16 protein-coding genes and 1 pseudogene are annotated in these 17,394 nt (G+C 67.7%); 9 read left to right on the top strand and 8 right to left on the bottom strand.

The window, feature by feature from the left end; translation table 11 throughout:
- Positions 1-83: 83 nt before the first annotated feature.
- Both V7E09_RS05825 and V7E09_RS05820 read right to left on the bottom strand, forming a co-directional pair.
- Entirely contained in the window at positions 84-785 is a 702-nt protein-coding gene (locus tag V7E09_RS05825; protein ID WP_324509665.1) for a TIGR02391 family protein, read from the bottom strand.
- Positions 786-1,010: 225 nt separating this feature from the next.
- Positions 1,011-1,295 (bottom strand): hypothetical protein, encoded by a 285-nt coding sequence (locus tag V7E09_RS05820; RefSeq protein WP_324509666.1) that lies wholly within the window; start codon positions 1,293-1,295, stop codon positions 1,011-1,013.
- 527 nt (positions 1,296-1,822) lie between these two features.
- On the opposite strand from V7E09_RS05820, the gene V7E09_RS05815 reads away from it, so the two are divergent.
- From V7E09_RS05815 to V7E09_RS05805, 3 genes are read left to right on the top strand one after another with little or no spacing between them, the layout of a single operon-like run.
- Positions 1,823-2,287, top strand: coding sequence for an SRPBCC family protein (locus V7E09_RS05815; RefSeq protein ID WP_324509667.1), 465 nt, complete (start codon positions 1,823-1,825; stop codon positions 2,285-2,287).
- Positions 2,284-3,681: an MFS transporter gene (locus tag V7E09_RS05810; RefSeq protein WP_324509668.1), complete on the top strand. Its 1,398-nt coding sequence runs from the start codon at positions 2,284-2,286 to the stop codon at positions 3,679-3,681. Before V7E09_RS05815 ends, V7E09_RS05810 begins: the two co-directional genes overlap by 4 nt.
- Before the next feature lies 1 nt (position 3,682).
- Positions 3,683-4,189, top strand: a complete 507-nt coding sequence (locus tag V7E09_RS05805) for a universal stress protein (protein WP_324509669.1) — start codon at positions 3,683-3,685, stop codon at positions 4,187-4,189.
- Between the two features lie 50 nt (positions 4,190-4,239).
- On the opposite strand, the gene V7E09_RS05800 is transcribed toward V7E09_RS05805, so the two are convergent.
- Positions 4,240-6,813: a sucrose phosphorylase gene (locus V7E09_RS05800; RefSeq protein WP_324509741.1), complete on the bottom strand. Its 2,574-nt coding sequence runs from the start codon at positions 6,811-6,813 to the stop codon at positions 4,240-4,242.
- Between the two features lie 128 nt (positions 6,814-6,941).
- Between V7E09_RS05800 and V7E09_RS05795 the strand changes: the two are divergent.
- The 3 genes and pseudogenes from V7E09_RS05795 to V7E09_RS05780 all read left to right on the top strand — a co-directional run.
- Positions 6,942-7,693 (top strand): annotated as a pseudogene (locus V7E09_RS05795) (biotin carboxylase N-terminal domain-containing protein); the annotation flags it as partial.
- A gap of 82 nt (positions 7,694-7,775) precedes the next feature.
- Positions 7,776-7,910, top strand: coding sequence for a biotin/lipoyl-containing protein (locus V7E09_RS05785; RefSeq protein WP_324509742.1), 135 nt, complete (start codon positions 7,776-7,778; stop codon positions 7,908-7,910).
- A gap of 99 nt (positions 7,911-8,009) precedes the next feature.
- Positions 8,010-8,411 carry a hypothetical protein gene (locus V7E09_RS05780; RefSeq protein ID WP_324509670.1) on the top strand — a complete coding sequence of 134 codons (402 nt, stop codon included), beginning with the start codon at positions 8,010-8,012 and terminating at the stop codon, positions 8,409-8,411.
- 176 nt (positions 8,412-8,587) lie between these two features.
- On the opposite strand, the gene V7E09_RS05775 is transcribed toward V7E09_RS05780, so the two are convergent.
- The 4 genes from V7E09_RS05775 to V7E09_RS05760 form a co-directional block, all read right to left on the bottom strand.
- Entirely contained in the window at positions 8,588-9,127 is a 540-nt protein-coding gene (locus V7E09_RS05775; protein ID WP_324509671.1) for a hypothetical protein, read from the bottom strand.
- The gene (locus V7E09_RS05770) at positions 9,120-10,649 is read right to left on the bottom strand and encodes a reverse transcriptase domain-containing protein (protein ID WP_324509672.1); all 1,530 of its coding nucleotides are present in this window, start codon (positions 10,647-10,649) and stop codon (positions 9,120-9,122) included. Before V7E09_RS05770 ends, V7E09_RS05775 begins: the two co-directional genes overlap by 8 nt.
- Before the next feature lie 399 nt (positions 10,650-11,048).
- Positions 11,049-11,915, bottom strand: a complete 867-nt coding sequence (locus V7E09_RS05765) for an ABC transporter permease (RefSeq protein WP_324509673.1) — start codon at positions 11,913-11,915, stop codon at positions 11,049-11,051.
- A gap of 72 nt (positions 11,916-11,987) precedes the next feature.
- Positions 11,988-12,902 (bottom strand): ABC transporter substrate-binding protein, encoded by a 915-nt coding sequence (locus tag V7E09_RS05760; RefSeq protein WP_324509674.1) that lies wholly within the window; start codon positions 12,900-12,902, stop codon positions 11,988-11,990.
- A gap of 65 nt (positions 12,903-12,967) precedes the next feature.
- On the opposite strand from V7E09_RS05760, the gene V7E09_RS05755 reads away from it, so the two are divergent.
- From V7E09_RS05755 to V7E09_RS05745, 3 genes are read left to right on the top strand one after another with little or no spacing between them, the layout of a single operon-like run.
- Complete coding sequence (locus V7E09_RS05755) at positions 12,968-13,591, top strand: TetR/AcrR family transcriptional regulator (RefSeq protein WP_324523146.1); 624 nt, start codon at positions 12,968-12,970, stop codon at positions 13,589-13,591.
- Positions 13,584-15,830, top strand: coding sequence for a glycoside hydrolase family 3 C-terminal domain-containing protein (locus V7E09_RS05750; RefSeq protein ID WP_324509675.1), 2,247 nt, complete (start codon positions 13,584-13,586; stop codon positions 15,828-15,830). Before V7E09_RS05755 ends, V7E09_RS05750 begins: the two co-directional genes overlap by 8 nt.
- On the top strand, positions 15,827-16,978 hold the full coding sequence (locus V7E09_RS05745) for a GDSL-type esterase/lipase family protein (RefSeq protein WP_324509676.1): 1,152 nt from the start codon (positions 15,827-15,829) through the stop codon (positions 16,976-16,978). The genes V7E09_RS05750 and V7E09_RS05745 overlap by 4 nt, the downstream gene beginning before the upstream one ends.
- A gap of 137 nt (positions 16,979-17,115) precedes the next feature.
- Here V7E09_RS05745 and V7E09_RS05740 read toward each other — a convergent pair.
- Positions 17,116-17,394 (bottom strand): hypothetical protein (locus V7E09_RS05740; protein ID WP_324523141.1); only part of this gene is annotated, 279 nt, incomplete at its 5' end.

Below are 17,394 nucleotides of genomic sequence, written 5' to 3'. Positions count from 1 at the left end.
TGAAAATGACCGGCCGAGCCCCGGTTCGATCGTTGGCGGCGGATCTCTTCAAGGATCGCCCAAAGGATCCGAGGTTTCGCGGCCTACAGCAAGGTGGCGCTATCGAGTTGACGATGCAGCAAGCTAGCAAACCCGAGGTACTCGAGCGCCTGCTGAGGGTCCTGTGGCCGGAAGAGGTCGTGCGCCTTTGGATTCCGCACCCCCAACATCGAGCCCCGAAAGAGAGCAGCGAACCCTTCTTGCTCGTCCTTCGCGCTTTGACCAGTCGCCGTTGCGACAGAGACCCGCGGTTGCGAACCGCCGAACGCTTCGCCCATGAGCTTGACTCCTGACTGCGCGGAATCCGTCATCGTCCGCACTCGGACTTCCAGCGATTTGAACGCCTCGCTCACTGCGGCTTCGTAGTGCCCATCAGCAAACAGTTCGCTCGACGCGCGGATGACATCAGGATGAAGGTTCTCGACTGATAACCGCCTCACGGGCGCGACCCGGGCCGGCGGCGCCGTCCCCCAGGTCACGTGGATGTGCTCCATGCCGCGGAATGAGGGCCCCGTGGGATTGTTCACATCTACGCTGGCGGCAACCTTCCTTGTTAGGCCGCCACGAGGATCGGCGAACTCTACAACGTCGCCCTCGTAGATCGGTGTCTCTACCGCAAAGAACCCGGTCTTGGCCTGAACGTGTGCTTCGGTTTCGAAGCGCTCCTCGTCTTCAGTGCCGGGATTGCGGACGACAGTGACGGTTGTGACACCGAAGGTGCGAAAGTGTGACGGAAGCGGGCTCATTTGCCAATCTTGCCCCACGCCGCGCAGAACCTGCCGGAGGCGCACGTGACGCCGAATCCGCCTTTGAAGCTCTGAACCCGGATCCCCATGGCTCCGCCACCGCATCGCGCGGCAAAACCGACACTCCAGCGATCCGCTCTCGTTGCCGCACCGCGCGGCCCCATCGGCTCCGCTAGAGTCGCGGCAGATCCGTGCCTTGGGGAGGCAAGGGATGCCTCGCCTGAGTCACGTAGTAAGTGCCGAAGCGTCAGAGTGCCACTCGTCCGACGAATGAGGCTCCAGGACGACGACCGTCTCATCCCTCCCACCCCACAAGCCGACCAGTTTGGGCCGCGAAAAGGGCGCTTTGAACAACAGCCTGACATTCTTGAAGTCGCGGCCTCGTGGCCCGTCCTCCGGTCCAAGAATGACCAGTTCGAGAACCATGCCATCAGCATCACGAATGACGACCTTCTCGCCGCCTCCTCTCAGGGCGACGACGGTCGCCTCAAGTGCCACGTGAGCTCCCATGACTACCTCCTCAAGTCAGCGATGCCCAGACTCACATGAAGTGAGGGTTGGTGTCGGCCGCACGCGCAGCTGCGGCAAGACTTCGGCGAGCCGAACGTCACAGCGCGCGCCAACCCCGGCAAGGTCGCTCGTGCGCTTCGGGAACCGGAGCCGACAGGCCACCCTCGCGCACCCTGCGGCATGAGCGGATATCCGGTCGCGGCGGTTCGGCGTGCGTTCGCAGTCTCGTACTCATGCCTAGACCTGACGGATTCGAGTACGTCGAGCGCGGCGACGACGTGGTCATCATTCATCGCGGCATGAGGGTGCATGCCCAGCGGGGCCGTGACGATCCTTGGCTTGGAAGCCTAGCTAGGTGATGAGCGACTCTCGACGCCCTGGTGAGAAGTCGTTCCTGACCCTTGCACAGGCTCCGGATGGGGTGCCATGATGCGCAACGGGATCCCCCGGTGCTGGCAGCCAACGCGGGTTGCGTAACCGACTCGGGTGGCCCCCGAGCGCCGAGTCAACCCCCTCTTGGAGGACGCATGTCAGCCAATGTCATCGTCGTGGTCGAGCAGGAGTTCGCCCACCCGCGGCCCCGCGTGTTTCGCGCCTGGACCGCTGCCGAGGAGATGTCCCAGTGGCGGGGCAGCCCTGGGTGGCACGTCGAGCGGGAGAGCGTCACGTCGGACCTGCGGACCGGCGGCAAGCACCATCACGTGAAGGTGCGCGACGACGACCCGAGCGTCCGCGTGACCACGGACGCCGTCTTCACCGAGTACTTCGAACCGGACGTGTTCGTCGCGCGTCAGCGCATCACGGGCGACTCCGGCATCGACCCGAACGAGTCCCTCGAACTGCGCGTCGAGTTCACCGCCATGGGTGGCGACAGCACGCTCGTGCGCATCGTCCAGGGGCCGTACGACCCGGCCGTGGCGCAGTATCACGCCGCCGGCTGGGAGAAGGAATTGGCCCGCTTGGGCACCTATTTGGATGGAGGACAGGTATGAATACCGCAGGAGCCCCCACGACGTCGGCGGTCGTCCGCACGAAGCCCATCATGACCATGCCGCAGATCCTCCTGATGAACCTCGGGTTCTTCGGCATCCAGTACAGCTTCGGCATGCAGCAGACGGCCATCAATCCGATCTACACGTTCCTGGGCGCGTCACACGACCAATTGCCGCTGCTCAACCTGGCCGGTCCGGTCACGGGCCTGCTCATCCAACCCATCATCGGGGCCCTCTCAGACCGAACATGGGTGGAGAAGGGCTTCTTCCGCGGGCGCCGACGCCCCTTCTTCCTCATCGGTGCCATCGGCTGCGCGATCTGCCTGGCGCTGTTCCCGTTCGTGTGGGCGGTCTGGATGGCGGTTCTCCTGCTGTGGCTTCTGGACGCCTCCAACAACACCGCGATGGAGCCCTACCGCGCGTTCATCGCCGACCGGCTCCCCCCGGCCCAACTCGGCAAGGGCTTCCTCGCCCAGTCGTTCTTCACCGGCCTGGGGATCACGCTGGCCAACTTGAGCCTGATGTTCTTCCAGGGCGTCTTCGGCCTGGGTCAGTCCGTCGGCATCCCGCTGTGGGTCTACCCGGCGTTCCTCCTCGGCTCGGTCTGCTCGATCGCCACGGTGCTCATCTCGGTGCTGTCAACGCCCGAGCTCGAGCCAACGGAGAAAGAACTCGCCGAGCTCCGCGCCAGTAAGGGTGGCCCCGGCCACTTCATCGCCGAGATCAAGGACGCCATCGTCGACATGCCGGTCGAGATGCGGAAGCTGGCGTTGGTGTACCTCTTCCAGTGGTACGCCATGAACATCTATTGGCAATACGTGTCGTTGTCGGTGTCCCAGTCGCTGTACGGCACGACGGACGCCCGCTCCGAGGGCTATCAGCTCGCCGTCGCGAACACAGGCGTCATCAACGGTGCCTACAACATCGTGACCTTCTGTGTCGCGTTTGGGCTGGTTGCCCTGGCCCGCCGCTTGGGCGCGAAGTGGGTGCACGCCATCGCCCTGTGGTGCGCCACGGTGGGTCTGCTCTTGTTCCCGCAAATGCCGACCCTGCCGCTCAAGGTCGTCGCGATTGTGGGCCTGGGCATCGCGTGGGCGTCCATCATGGGCGTGCCCTACATCATGATCGTGCGCATGGTTCCCTCGACCCGCTACGGCGTCTACATGGGCATCGTCAACATGATGATCGTCATCCCGATGCTCATCCAGACGCTGACGTTCGGCGCGATCTACGCGAACCTGCTGGGGGGCAACCCCAACAACGCGATCATGGCCGCCGGCATCCTGCTGGGCATCGCCGGCTTGGTCATGCTCTGGGTCAAGGAGCCCCCGATCGTGCGCGACATCGAGCCGGTCGGCTCTGGCGACGAGACCGTCACCACGAAGGGAGCCTGAGATGGCAAGCATGACTCCGTACGGATGCATCGTCGTCGGCACCGATGGCTCTGCCTTGTCCGACCCGACCGTCGCGAGGGCCTCGTTCTTGGCCGCTGCCGAGGAGGCCGACCTCGTCATCGTCTGCGCCTTTTCGGGCATGACGATGCGCGAGGGTGCGAAGGCGACGGCCACCCTCGGTGACACCCGGACCTCCGTTGTGTTGGGACGCGAGGCGGCCAGCGACGCGTTGGCGACCGCGACATCCACGGCGTCCGGCCTGGGCGCGCAGGTCAAGGCGTCGCTGCTGGTGGAGGGCGAGGCTGCCTCCGCCCTCCTGAGGGCCGCGCAGCAGCACGAGGCGGACCTCATCGTGATCGGGGCGATCCGAGACACCAGTCTCGCCGGACGCCTGCTCGGCACGGTCGCGTCTGCCGTCGTGCGTGAAGCCCCGTGCGAGGTCCTGGTGGTGCGTCCCCCGGCGGCGTGGGGTGACGTGACCGAGATCGAGGTGCCCGAGGACGTCTGAGCGCTGCGACGGCGCACCCTGCCCGCCGGCCGGGGGCGCCGAACGCAGGGTCAGCCTTGGCTGTCGAGGTCCGTGCCGTCCGCGGTGATGCGGAACGCCCGGGTCGCGAGGTCGGCCTCCAACCGTGCGGTGTGGCCCTCGCGCGACCACTCCAAGGTCAACACCGAGCCTTCTCCGGACGCCGTCAGCTCGGCATCCCACCCGAACGCCGGGTGGGTGTTGCGGAACCGCAGCAGGTCGATCTGGCGCTGCACAACGGGCTTCGCGAGGCCGGCTTCGAGGTCGTCGGCCGACAGGTTGGTGCGGTTGATCTCCTTGTGCCCGCCCGACCCCGCACGCTCGACGGCGGCCAGGTTGTTCTCGCCGGCGAAGAGGTCGAGGTACCACACCTGCGGCTTGCCCGGCATGAACAGGTGGATCGCCCGGGCCAGCAGCATCGATGCGTCGTCGCAGCCCAGAGCGCTGTAGTACGTGGCGTTGACCTGATAGTAGGTCGCCTTCTGGCCGTGGAGATCCTTCACGTAGCCGCCGCGTCCGCGCACCGTGGCGATCACCGACTCGATCTCGTCGTCGCTGAGCAGGCCCTTGAGGTCGAGCAGCGGGATGCCGTCGTGGCAGCCCAGCATCGACACCGTCTTGATGCCTTTGGCCTGGATGTCGCCGATCCACGCGAGCAGGCGCTCGGCGGAGTGCGTCTCGAACGCGTGGATCAGCAGCCCGGGCAGGAAGAAGTCGTAGGTGAGGAACCCCTTGGCCGCAATCGTCTCGTGGATGCCCTCCTCGTAGCGGGCGTGGATCTCGGGCAGCAGCTTCAACCCGTGCCGGTCGGCCAACGCCTTCACCTGGTCGAGCAGATCCCACGTACCGGGGTCGTTGAGGAAGTTCTTCTCGCCTGGCTCCTTGGGGGCGTAGGCGAAAGCGTCCAGCCGGACGATCTCGGCGCCGTAGCCCGCGAGCCTGGCCAGGGTGTCGGCGTAGAACGTCCACACCAGGTGCGATTTGATGTTGAGGTCCATCTGGCCCAGGTAGGTGCGCCGCGACTCCACTAGGTCGACCACGGCGTCCCGCCACGCCTCGAAGCCGGTGAAGTCCGCATCCCCGGGTCGTCCGCCGTCCGCGATGGTGGCGTTGACCCGGGTGGCCAACTCGTCCGCCGAGGCGTACTGCAGGCCGGCCGCCATCAGGTCCTGGGCGTCCACGCGGGGGTAGCGGACCTCCTGGTAGAAGGTGTTCCAGAACGGCTTCTCCGACCCGTCGGGCAGACGCACCATCAACAGCGGCAGGCCCGGCTTGCGGAAGAACATGTGCTCGATCAGGTCCGCGCGTGGCTGGATGTAGCCCTCCGGCGTCATCTCGCCGTGACCGGCCCAGAAGGCGTTCCAGTCGATGAAGAAGTCGTTGTAGGGCGACCTCTCGCCGCGGGCCAGGATGTCTTGGAACTGGGGCGACAGCACCGAGGCGTGGTTGAGGATGAAGTCGAACTTCAGGTCGAGCCCCGCGGCGGCCAGCGCCTCGAGGTCGGCGGGCTTCGCCAGAAGGTCGTTCAGCCCGTAGTCGATCACGCTGAAGCCGCGGTCGAGGTCGCTGTTGAACACGCTGGGGAGCAGGTACAGCGACCTGAACGCGCCGGCGACCTCGGGACGCTGCACGAACGCCGCCAGGCCTGCCAGGGTGCCGTCGAGGCTGTCGGGGTAGGCGTTCAGCATGACGCCATCGCGGGGGAGGTGGCGCCCCATCGCCTGCAGGTAGGCGTCGTAGGTGAGTAGTTCGCCCTCTTTCGACAGGATCAGGGACGCCTTGGGTGCCTGCGCGTCCAGCTTGGCCTGCTCCAATCCCAAGACGAGGGTCGTGAAGGGACTGTCGACCGCCCCGTCACGGGCGCGAGCGCGGCGGTGCGCCAGCGTCTGCGCCGGGGTGCTGTTGAGCAGGATGGGCACGTCCACGCCCTCGACGAAGTCGCTGTTGCCGTGGGTCCACTCGATGACGAGCACGCGGGTGCCCGAGACGTCGACCTGGTCATACCACTGGTCGGCCTCGGTGCGCCCCATGCGCTTGAGGGTCATGGTGTCGGCGCCGCCCTTGAAGGCGGCGATGATCGCATTCACCTCGGCGAAGTCGATCTCGTTCGGTGTCCCGAGGTACGCGGCGAGCGCCGTGGAGCCAGCGCCGAGGTAGGTCGGGAGCCAAGGGTGCTCGGCTGCGGCCGCCGGGTCGGCGTCCGTCCCCGCAGCCTGGAGGGAGGAGAGGGCGTCCCGGACGGACGCGTCGTAGGCCCCGGCGTCCACCAGCCCGCGTGCGCCCGCGTGGCGGAAGACGCGCAGGCGTTCGGCGTCGTTGACGGAGGGGATCCGACGCGGGTAGTTGTCGCCCGACAGGATGTAGGCGCCGATGCCGTCCGCGTTGAGCGCGTGGCCGAGCAGCGATCCCAGCTCGGATTTGCCCACGCCCGAGCCGCCGTAGACGGACACCACGGCGCGTCCCGCAGCCAGGACGGGGTCGAGCTGCTCGCGCAGGGCGGGGTATAGCGTGGCCGCAGTCGCCAGATGCCAATCGGTGATGTGCACCTTGTCCCCCGGCATGTCCCCGGTGGGGATCGAGCTGGGATCGGTGAGCGCGGGGAACATGGGCACGAGGACTCCTTCGTCGTCTGGGGAACCGCGCCCATTATCCCACCGGGGGGTGTCCCGGTGGGTACAGGACCCGTACGAACGGCTTGCGTTCCCACACGGGCATTGTCGAGGGTTCACGGGCGATGCGTAGCGCCATGTGGACTACCAAGGAGATCGCCCGTCGGCACCCCAAAGCCTCTGACAAGGCGTTTCGTCTCACACCCCGCGATGCGACCCCGGATATTGGTAGTCCAACGGCTCTACGTCGCACAGAATCCACGAGTTGGGGTGCCACCTCGGGCACCGGCGCGTCGTCGTCTGGCGGCGCCGACCATCGCCGCGGGCAGACAAAGGGAACCTGCACCGAGCTCAGGGTGAAGACGGGTGCCGTGTTCCCGTACGAGGATCGCCTTGCCGAGTACCGGCTGAAGGCGGACGAGAGCTACGAGATCGGCGAGCGCGGCCACCCGGTGCGCGCCTATCTCGACATCGAGGGGATCGTGCGCGCGGCCAAGGAGGCCAATGCCGACGCGATCTACCCCGGGTACGACTTCCTGAGCGAGAACGCCGGCCTGGCGCGCCGTTGTCGCGAGGAGGGCATCACCTTCATCGGCCCAGCCGCCGAGGTGCTCGACCTCACCGGCAACAAGGCCACCGCGATCGCCGCCGCCCGCGAGGCGGGGCTGCCGGTGCTGCGGGGCGCCGAGCCGTCCGACGACGCGGAGACGCTGGTGGCCGCCGCCGCGGAGATCGGCTACCCCGTCTTCGTGAAGGCCGTCGCCGGCGGCGGCGGTCGGGGCATGCGCCGCGTCGACGACGCCGCCCGGCTGCCGCCATGCGCGAGGCGGACGCCGCGTTCGGCGACTCCCGCGTCTACCTGGAGCAGGCCGTCGAGCAGCCCCGGCAGATCGAGGTGCAGATCCTGGCGGACGCCGCCGGCGACGTGATCCACCTCTACGGTTGCGGTCGGCGACCAGGTGGCGACCATCGAGGCGATGAAGATGGAGGCGTCCATCACCTCGCCCGTCGCGGGCACGGTGCAGCGGGTGGCGCTGCAGCAGTCCCAGACGGTGGAAGGTGGCGACCTGCTGCTGGTGGTCACGCCGTCGTGATGACCTGATGGCGTCCGTACTGGAGTCGGTGTCGGTGGATCAGGTGGTCGGGCTCGGCGGCCCCGGTGACGATCGTGAACAGCTAGCTAGAGTCGGTCAATGACCAGGTTCGTGGTCGATGCGAGGACCCTGTTGCGCGTCCTGGAGAGCGGCAGGACCGTTCCGCCCGCCCATCAGCTGGTGGCGCCCGCCTCGATCCGGTCACAGGTCATGGACCTGCTGCTGCAGAAGGTTCAACACGGTGACCTGCCGGAGCAGGAGGCGCTCGCAGTGCACGAGCAACTCACCGAGACCAAACTCCGGCTCCTCAACGACCGGGTAAGCCGGCGCACGGCCTGGGACATCGCGAGGCAGCAGGGCTGGGACACGATCGGTAACGCCGAGTGCATCGCGCTGGTCAGGCTCCAGGCCGCCGCCCCGATGACAATCGACGCGGACTTGGCGGCGGCAGCGGCCAAACTCGTCCCCGTGGCCGCACTCGAGCGCGTGTTCCATACCTGACCCCGGCTGTCGGCCCGCCCAGCCCATGCTGTCCGCCGATCGCCGCCCACTCACCAGCAGCGGCTTCTAGATGAGTGCGTCAGGTTGCGGCGGTATGGCGGGTGACCCTGCAGGCAGACCATGGCCCTCGCCCGATGTGACGGCTCTCGCAACCCCCTTGTCCGCCTCGGCGCCCCCTACACGGTGGCGTCGAGTTCCTCCACGCAGCGCACACACACGTCAGCGCAGGTGGAGACCGTGTTCCGCGAGACCACGACGTTGAACCCGACCAGCTCAACGCTGGCGGCCTCCAGCCGCGCATAGATCTCGTCCCTCCGTTGCGAATCGGTGAGTTCGCCGCGGCGGTGCATGATCGCATTGCGCACCTCGTAGTAACCTCTCATGGGCACAAACGATGGACAGATGCTCGGGTCCTCGATGTCGGGGCCGAACACCGCCTGCCACACCTTCACCTTGCTGGGCCAGGTCCTCACAGTCTTTGGGTCGCTGCCTGCGTCCAAGAGGATCTGTTCGGCGTAGTGCTCGACTACCGCGACGATGTTGGCCACAGCGAACTGGGTGGCGCGGTCGCCAAAGCCTTGGTCGGCTGACCCGAACCGTCCAACAGAGATGCGCCCGGTTGATGCGCGAGCGGCCCGGTAGTCGTGGACGATGAGTCGAATGTCGCCGACCGCGTCCTCGGCGAACTTGGTGAGGTTGCGCAGCGGATCAGGCATCGGCTTGCCCCGCTTGGAACGCCCACTTCACCCACTCGTCCTCGTCCAGGAGAGTCGCTGCCCCAGCATCGGTCGTCGTGGCGATGGCACCGACTGCGCGGGCGATGAACGGACGACCTGTGTCCGTCATGGCCTCATAGACTTTCAAGAGGTCGCTGACGTGGGACATGCCTTTCCGCGCGACGGTGAACGCAATCCCGGCCTTGACCGGCTCAGGACAGGCTGGGTCTTGCCATACCAACTGCAGCCAGTCGCGCTGCCTTGAGCCCGCCGCGTACGACCCCATTAATGCACGAAGGGATGGCGCGATCCACCACGCCTGCCACGGTGTTAGGTAGGGGTTTCCTGCGAGGAATGTCTCGAACCACGCAACCGTTTTGCCGGCGTCTCTCGACTTCTCTACGTACCTCGCGACGTAGGGAGTCAGCGTTTGCTCGGTCCGCAGAATCTGTGAGCAGGCTTCGAGAACGCCGCCATCGGTTGCTTCCAATTCCAAAGTTGGTAAAGCCCAACGGAGAAGGTCGGTCAATGCGGCGCGCTTGTCTTTTTCCTCCGAGGTCAGGCCCACCTCCGGGTCAGGTGCCAGCATCTTGTCCTGCAGCGTGGCCCACTCGGCAACGATTTGGCGCGCGGCGCCCACCTCCACGTCGTTCTTCTCCGGCTTGACGACCTGAACATCGTCGTCGTATGGGCCCATCACAATGTCGGTGAGGTCGACTTCCACCTCTCCAGAGATCTCCTGCATGACTTCGGCCCGACGGCCCAGGACTTGCTTGTAGGTCTCACCCTTGCGAATGACCGTCTTCAGGTCGTTCAGCGCGAGTCCCATTGAGCGACACTCGCGCTCAAGAGCATCCACCGCATTGAGCGCGTCGCTCCAGCCGTCGACGGCAACGCGGAAGTCGTCGTTGTAGCGCCACACCGTGAGGCCTTGCCTGAGTAGGCGTCGCTCGACAACAGATAGGTATGCCTCCGCCAGGACGTCAGACGTGCCGGACTGCTGCGGCAGCCCGTAGGAGCGGCCCATCAAACCCGCCAGGAGGTCTGTTAGTGCTTCGACGCCGTCGGAGTCACCGGTCCTGGCCAAGACCTCGCGACCCAGCAATCCGTGATCCACGTACTCATAGCAAGCGGTGACGTCAGAAGACACGACGTAGGTCGGTGCAGCCTTCGACGCCAGCGGCGCTTCGAGGAACGTCTCGTAAGCCTTGGAAGACCGGTCTGGATACGGCAGTTCGGTCTTCCACCGCGACACGAGCGCGCGGTACAGCACGCGATCGCGCACCGACAGTTCGGCAACGGGACGCACCCCATGTCCACTCTTCCTGACGGTCACGATCTGACCGGGGATGGGAGCAAACTCGCCTGCACACCGGCGTTGAGCCCACTCACCTGCGCTCTCGTGGAGGAACAACCCGGAAATGGCAGCATCGTCCGGAATCAGGCGTCGCGTGGCGAAGAACTCGTCGACGAGAGCGCTCTGGTAGTCATCGACGGTCAGCAGCCCGGACGCAATACGCATGCCCTTACCCCATCACACCCTGCAACGGCGCACCCCGCTTTCTGCGACGGCTACCTGCACGTTCTGCAACGCGCTTGCGCGAATGAGGGTGTCAACCGGACGACTTAGGGTCTCGGATCACACAGGCCGAGGCGCCGTCTATGGGGCGCCATCGGCTTGCTCTGGCTCGACACGCGGAGCGCCTCCACGTCGGCGGGCGGACGACCTCAGCGCCGCAACCGGACCGGGAGCGCCCCGCCTCCGAGGAAGCCCGCGCGCCCTCCTGCCAGCAACAGGAATCCGCCGCGGGCTAACTCATCCAGCTCAGCCTGCAGGGACCGCTTTGCGTCCCGCACCGAGCGAAATCCCTGTGGGTCCTACTGGGCGAAAGGACGCGACCAGGCCGATCGAGACGTCCGATCATCGACATGTGGGTGAGGTCACGCCCTCCGAGGTCGACGACCGACTCTGGGCAGTTGATGAGCACACGCCCATCGGCAGATCTGGTGCCGGGCCTTGGCCAGAGAGGTCGCTGCCACCCAGAGGTTTCGCAGAATCCGCCCAGAACGGCCCAGATTTCTCATCGTTTCGCAGAATCGTGTGAGGTTTCGCAATTTCGCCCCGCCCGGACACGCGCGCCCGCAGGGTGCGGACGTAGTCCTGCCGCATGACCTCGATCACCGAGCCCCGGACCTGCTGGCTGGTGCCCGCGATGGAGCCGATCGACAGCGCGATGATCGGCAGCGTCACCGTGGACAGCCAGCCGGTGAAGGATCGGTCGATCGAGATGTAGCCGATGGCGGGGAACCAGCGGAGCTGGACGGCGAAGACCAGCACCAGCACCAGCGTCACCAGGAAGCCGGGCAGTGCATAGCCCAGCACGCCGAAGATCTGCAGGGCTCGATCGACGGCGCCGCGCCGGACACCCGCCCAGACGCCGACGGCGAAGGAGACCAGCGCGGTGATGAGCGTGACGCCGATCATCAGCGACAGGGTCACGGGGAGCCGGTTGCCGATGGCGCGCACGACGCTCTCGGAGGTGAACCAGGACCGACCGAAGTCGCCCTGGAGTGCGGCGAGGAGCCAGTTCCAGTACTGGGTGAGGATCGGAAGATCCAGGCCCAGCTCGTGGTTCTTGGCGTCCACCAGTTCTTGGGGTGCGGACTGCCCGAGCAGCTGCCGTCCGACGTCGGTGCCCGGCAGGGACAGCAAGACGTAGGACAGGAAGGAGATCACGAACAGCAAGACCACACCGGCGGCGAGGCGCCGCGCGACGAATCTGACCATGATGCGTATTGCCCTTCTGGTCTCGAGACGGGCGGACGCGCCGCCCGCCCCGAGACGTCGGAGAAGCGTCCCTCAGGAAGCGGGGGTGTAGTTGTACAGCGACGGGACCGCCATGCCGTCCTGCGGCACCACCGTCACCGTCTTGTCGGACACCAGCGCGTAGGTCATCCGGTAGAACGGGACGAACCAGCCCTGCTCGACGAAACGCCGGTTGATCGCTGTGGCGGCCGCGTCGTACTCGGCACCGGTGGTGGTCTGCAGCGTGGCCGCCTGCTCGGTCAGCACCGGGTCGGAGTTGCCGAAGAAGTTGAACGTGCCGGGCTGAATGTAGGTCTGGACGTAGTTCCAGTCGTTGGAGGACTGGCCCATGTTCATGACCATGCCGGGGAACTTGAACTGGCGGAAGATCTCCTGCAACGGGTTCGCGCTCTCGGCCCACTCCAGGGTGATCCCGGCCTCGGCCATCTGTGAGGTCAGCGCCGTGCGGATGTTGTCGGTCGAGATCGTGGGCATGTTCGGCAGGGTCACGGTCAGGCCGGACGCGTAGCCCGCCTCGGCCAGCAGCGCCTTCGCCTTCGCCGGATCGTAGGAGTAGTAGGTGTCGAGGCTCGCGTCGTAGCCCTTCGTGCTGGTTCCGAAGACCTGCGCGGTCGCCGTGCCGCGGCCCTGCCGGATGCCCTCGACGAGCGCGTCACGATCGATGGCGTAGTTCAGCGCCTGCCGCACCCGGGCGTCGGCCAGGGCGGGGTTGAGTTTGCCGCCGCGGTCGAAGATCAGGATGCCCTGGAAGTCGAAGGACGTGTCCTGGCTGGTCAGGTTGGCGTCGGACTTGGCCGCCGCCTGCTGGTCAGAGGTCTGGAGCAGCGCCGAGTTCAGCTGGCCGGTCTTGAGGCCGTTGACCATGGCGTTCTCGTTGTCGAAGACGCTGAAGACCACGCGCTTGAAGGGGAGCTTGTCGCCCCAGTAGTCGTCTCGGCGGTCGAACACCCAGGTGGTGCCGATCGCGGTCTCCGCGGGCCAAGCAGTCCAAGGGGGAGCGCACCCGGGAGCGCATCATCCGCTGCGCGCTGGACCTGTTCAGCGAGTCCGGATCCAGCAACGTCTCCCTGCGCGACATCGCGGCGGCGGCCGGCTTGACGCACGCGGGGTTGCTGCATCATTTCGCCTCGAAGGACGAACTGATCCTGCAAGTGCTGACGTGGCGCGACGCGCTCCAGTTCGACCGTGCGCTGCGTCCCGACGACACGTTGTCCCCCCACTGGCGCGACCCGCACGCGGTCGCCGGGGTCTTCGCCCAGCTCATCAACGTCGTCCGGCTGAACGCCGAGAGCCCGACCATGATCTCGCTGTTCGTCAAGCTCTCCGCCGAGGCCACCGACCCCGAGCATCCCGCCCACGCCTACTTCGTGGCCCGGTACGAACGGGTGGTCGAGTCGTTCACCGAGGCCTTCGCCGCCCGCTTCTCCGCCCACCCGCCCGCCATCGCCATCGCCCCGGAGGCTGCTGCGCGTCAGCTCGTGGCTCTCATGGACGGGCTCCAGCTCCAATGGATCCTCCGCGACCCGACCTCCCCCGACGGCTTCGGCATGGCCGACGACGTCGTGACCTTCCTGCGCCTGCTGGGCATCGACCTGCCCGGCGGCGCGTCCGACACCCGAAAGGCACGTGATGACTGATACGACGCACACCCCTGAAGGGGCCGATGACCTCGCAGCGCTCGCCGCGCTGACGTCGGGGGCCGGCATGTGGTCCTCCACGGAGCTCCCCGGCGAGATCCGCGAGCTGACGCTGTCGGACGGCCCCCACGGCCTGCGCCGCCAGCCTCAGGCGGGCGGGGACAACCTCGGTATCGGCGGGTCGCTGCCGGCGACCTGCTTCCCCACGGCCGTCGCGCTCGGCTCGACCTGGAACGAGCCGCTGATGCGCGAAGTGGGGGCTGCGCTCGGCACCGAGGCACGCGCCCAGGGCGTCGACGTGCTCCTCGGGCCCGGGCTCAACATCAAGCGCTCCCCGCTCGGCGGCCGCAACTTCGAGTACCTGTCGGAGGATCCGTGCATCTCCGGCAGGCTCGCCGGCGCGATGGTGGACGGCATCCAGTCCCGCGGGGTCGCCGCCACTCCGAAGCACTTCGCGGTCAACAACCAGGAGACCGACCGGATGCGGATCGACGCGCGCGTCGACGAGATCACCTTGCGTGAGTTGTACCTGCGCGGCTTTGAGCACCTGGTCCGCAACCATGCGCCGTGGGCGTTCATGTGTTCCTACAACAAGATCAACGGCGTCTACGCCTCCCAGGATCACTGGCTGCTCACCGAACTGCTCCGCGACGAATGGGGCTTCGACGGCCTCGTGATGTCGGACTGGGGCGCGGTGGCGGACCGGGTGGCCGCCGTCGCCGCCGGGCTCGACCTGGAGATGCCACCCTCCGGGACCGACGAGGAGGTCGTCGCCGCCGTCCGCGAGGGGCGCCTGGATCCGGCCGTGCTGGACACGGTCCGCGCCCGGCTCGCCCAGCTCGCCGACCGCACCACCCCCCGCGAGGGTCACCCCACCGAGATCGACGTGGAGGCCGGGGAGGCGCTGGCCCGCCGCGCGGCCGCCGACGGGATGGTGCTGCTCACCAACAGCGGCGTCCTCCCGCTGGCTGCCACCCCGGGCCGGGTGGTGCTGGTCGGTGACCTGGCCGTCACGCCCCGCTACCAGGGGGACGGGTCGTCGCGGGTGGTTCCTACCCGCGTGACCGCTCCCCTCGACGCGCTCACCTCGCGGCTGGGCATCGAGTCGGTCACCGCGGTGCCCGGCTTCCCCTCCACCTCCGGACCGGACGCCCCCGACGCCGACACCCTGCTGCAGGAGGCCCTCGACGCGGCGGGCGACGCCGACGTGGCGATCGTGTTCCTGGGACAGCCCGACGGGGTGGAGTCCGAGGGGTTCGACCGGTCCTCGATCGACCTGCCCGCCGACCAGATCGCCGCGCTGGCCGCACTGCGCCGAACCGGGATCCCGATCGTCGCCGTGGTCTCCGGGGGTGGCATCGTGGCGCTGGACGAGGTGCGCGACCTCGCCGACGCCGTGCTGTGCCAGTGGCTCGGCGGCCAGGCGGTGGGTGCCGCCCTCACCGATGTGCTGCTGGGCGACGCCGAGCCGGGCGGCCGCCTCGCCGAGTCGATCCCGCATCGGTTGGCCGACAACCCGTCGTTCTTGACGTTCCCCGGCCACGATCAGATCGCCCTCTACGGGGAGGGCGGTTACGTCGGCTACCGGTACTACGACGCCCTCGACCGCTCGGTCAGCTTCCCGTTCGGCTTCGGCCTGGGCTACACGTCGTTCGCATGGACCGACACCGCGATCTCCGTGGTCGACACGCTGACCTGGCGGGTGGAGGTCACCGTCACCAACACCGGACAGCGGCGCGGTTCCGATGTCGTCCAGGTGTACGTGCGGCGCCCGCAGCACTCGCAACCGCCGGTGCACGAGCTGCGGGGGTTCGCCAAGGTCACCCTCGATCCTGGCGCGAGCCAGCGCGTCGCCATCACCGTGGAGGCGTCCGACCTGGCCCGCTGGAACGCGGTCGAGCATCAGTGGGTCGTCGACCCCGGCACCTATGCGGTGGAGGTGGCGGCATCGAGCCGCGACATTCGCGCCACGCTGACGGTCACCACCGAGGGGGACGGGCACGTGTCGCCGCTCACCGAGTGGAACACCGTCGCCGAGTGGGCCGCCCACCCGCGGGGCCGCGTGCTGGTGGACCGGGTGCGGGCGGGCATCCCGGCGACGCTGGCCGAGCAGTCGAGCGAGCTGATTCAGATGTTCTTGCAGTTGCCGATGATCAAGCTGACCACCTGGAACATGGGGCTGACCCGTGAGGTGCTGGCCGAGTTCACCGACGCTGCCGCGGAGGCGTCGCCTTCATGAGCGTGCGGATCACCGGCACCGGTCTGGCGCCGTTCATCGTGGACGCGGCCGATCTGGTGGAGGGCCCGCACGGCGGGCTCGTCCCCCACCGGCTGACCGCCCGCGCGAGGACGCAGGTCAACGACCTGCTGTTTCGCTGGGTGGAGGGCAACACGGCGGGTGTCCGCGTGCTGGCCGCCACCGACGCCGACGCGTTGACGGTGACGGTGCACGGCACCTCGATCGCCATGCCGGGCGGGGAGCCGGGCGTCCCGAATCTGGTGGTCCGCGTCCATCCGCGCAGCGGCGTCGCGGATCCGCTGGCCGCGTCCGCCCGGGTCGTCGACATCGCCACGTTCGACGTGCTGGCGGTGGACACCGTCTCGTTGCGCATCGACCGGATCGAGGGCGAGTCCTGCACGGTCACGGCGGATCTGCCTGCGGGCGGCGCCACCGTCGAGGTGTTGCTCCCCCACGGGGCTCCCCTGGAGATCGTGACTCTGGAGGCCGACCGCCCGGTGGAGCCCGGCGTGGACGCGCGTCCGCGGTGGCTGCATCACGGCAGTTCCATCTCCCACAGCACGAACGCGCCCGATCCGTCGCGGACGATCCCCCAGCAGGTGGCCGACGCCTGGAATGTGCGGTTGCGGAACCTGGCGTTCGGCGGGAACGCGCAGGCCGACCAGTTCACGGCGCGGATGATCCGCGACACCCCGGCCGACCTGATCACGCTGTGCATCGGCGTCAACCTGGTGAACGCGGATTCGATGCGGGAGCGCACCTTCCTGCCCGCGCTGCACGGGTTCCTGGACACGGTGCGCGACGGTCACCCGACCACGCCGCTGGTGCTCATCGGGGCGATCATCTGCCCGATCCACGAGGACACCCCGGGCCCGGTGATCGACGACGGCGGGACGATGCGTCCCTCGCGCCGCGACGTGGAGAAGGACGAGGGCGCCCTCACGGTGTCGCGGGCCCGCCAGATCGCCTACGAGGTAGCCCAGGCGCGGATGGCCGAGGATCCGCACCTGTCCTGGGTGGACGGCCTGGAGTTCTTCGGTGCCGACGATGCGCCGCTGCTGACCGATCGCCTGCACCCCTCCCCCGGGGGCAACGACCTCATCAGCGAGCGCATCCTCAGCCGGTGGGGGCGGTTCCCGATCGGCTGAGTGCGTGAATCGTCCGCCGTCGTCGGCATCGGACGCGACAAGGCCCGCCCAGGTTTCCGGGCGGGCCTTGTTCGGCTCTCGCAGGGACGCCGCCACCCGGCGCTGCCGAGGCGGCGGCGGTCGGCGTGGACGGGCGCCTAGAAGACGCGCGGCACAGCGTGCACGTCGAAGCGGAACACGGTTGACAGGTCCTTGCCCCGGATTGTTCCGTTCGAGTAGTAGGCGATCCCCCAGTCGTCGATCATCGACCCGTCGGCGAAGGCGCAGGGGGCGACCACGTCGAGTTCACCCTCCTTGGCACCGTCGAGGTACAGCCCTCCCCCGGCGGCACCGGTGCCGTACGCGCTGCCACCGCCGAGGGAGACGCACAGGAGGTAGGCAGGGTTCACCGACCCGTCGGACGGCACGGGCGCCTT

This window comes from Propioniciclava sp., assembly GCF_036744435.1.
In the GTDB taxonomy this organism is placed as follows: Bacteria; Actinomycetota; Actinomycetes; order Propionibacteriales; family Propionibacteriaceae; genus Propioniciclava.
The sequence above is the reverse complement of the archived record's forward strand: the minus strand, read 5'-3'. Positions and strand labels throughout refer to the sequence as shown.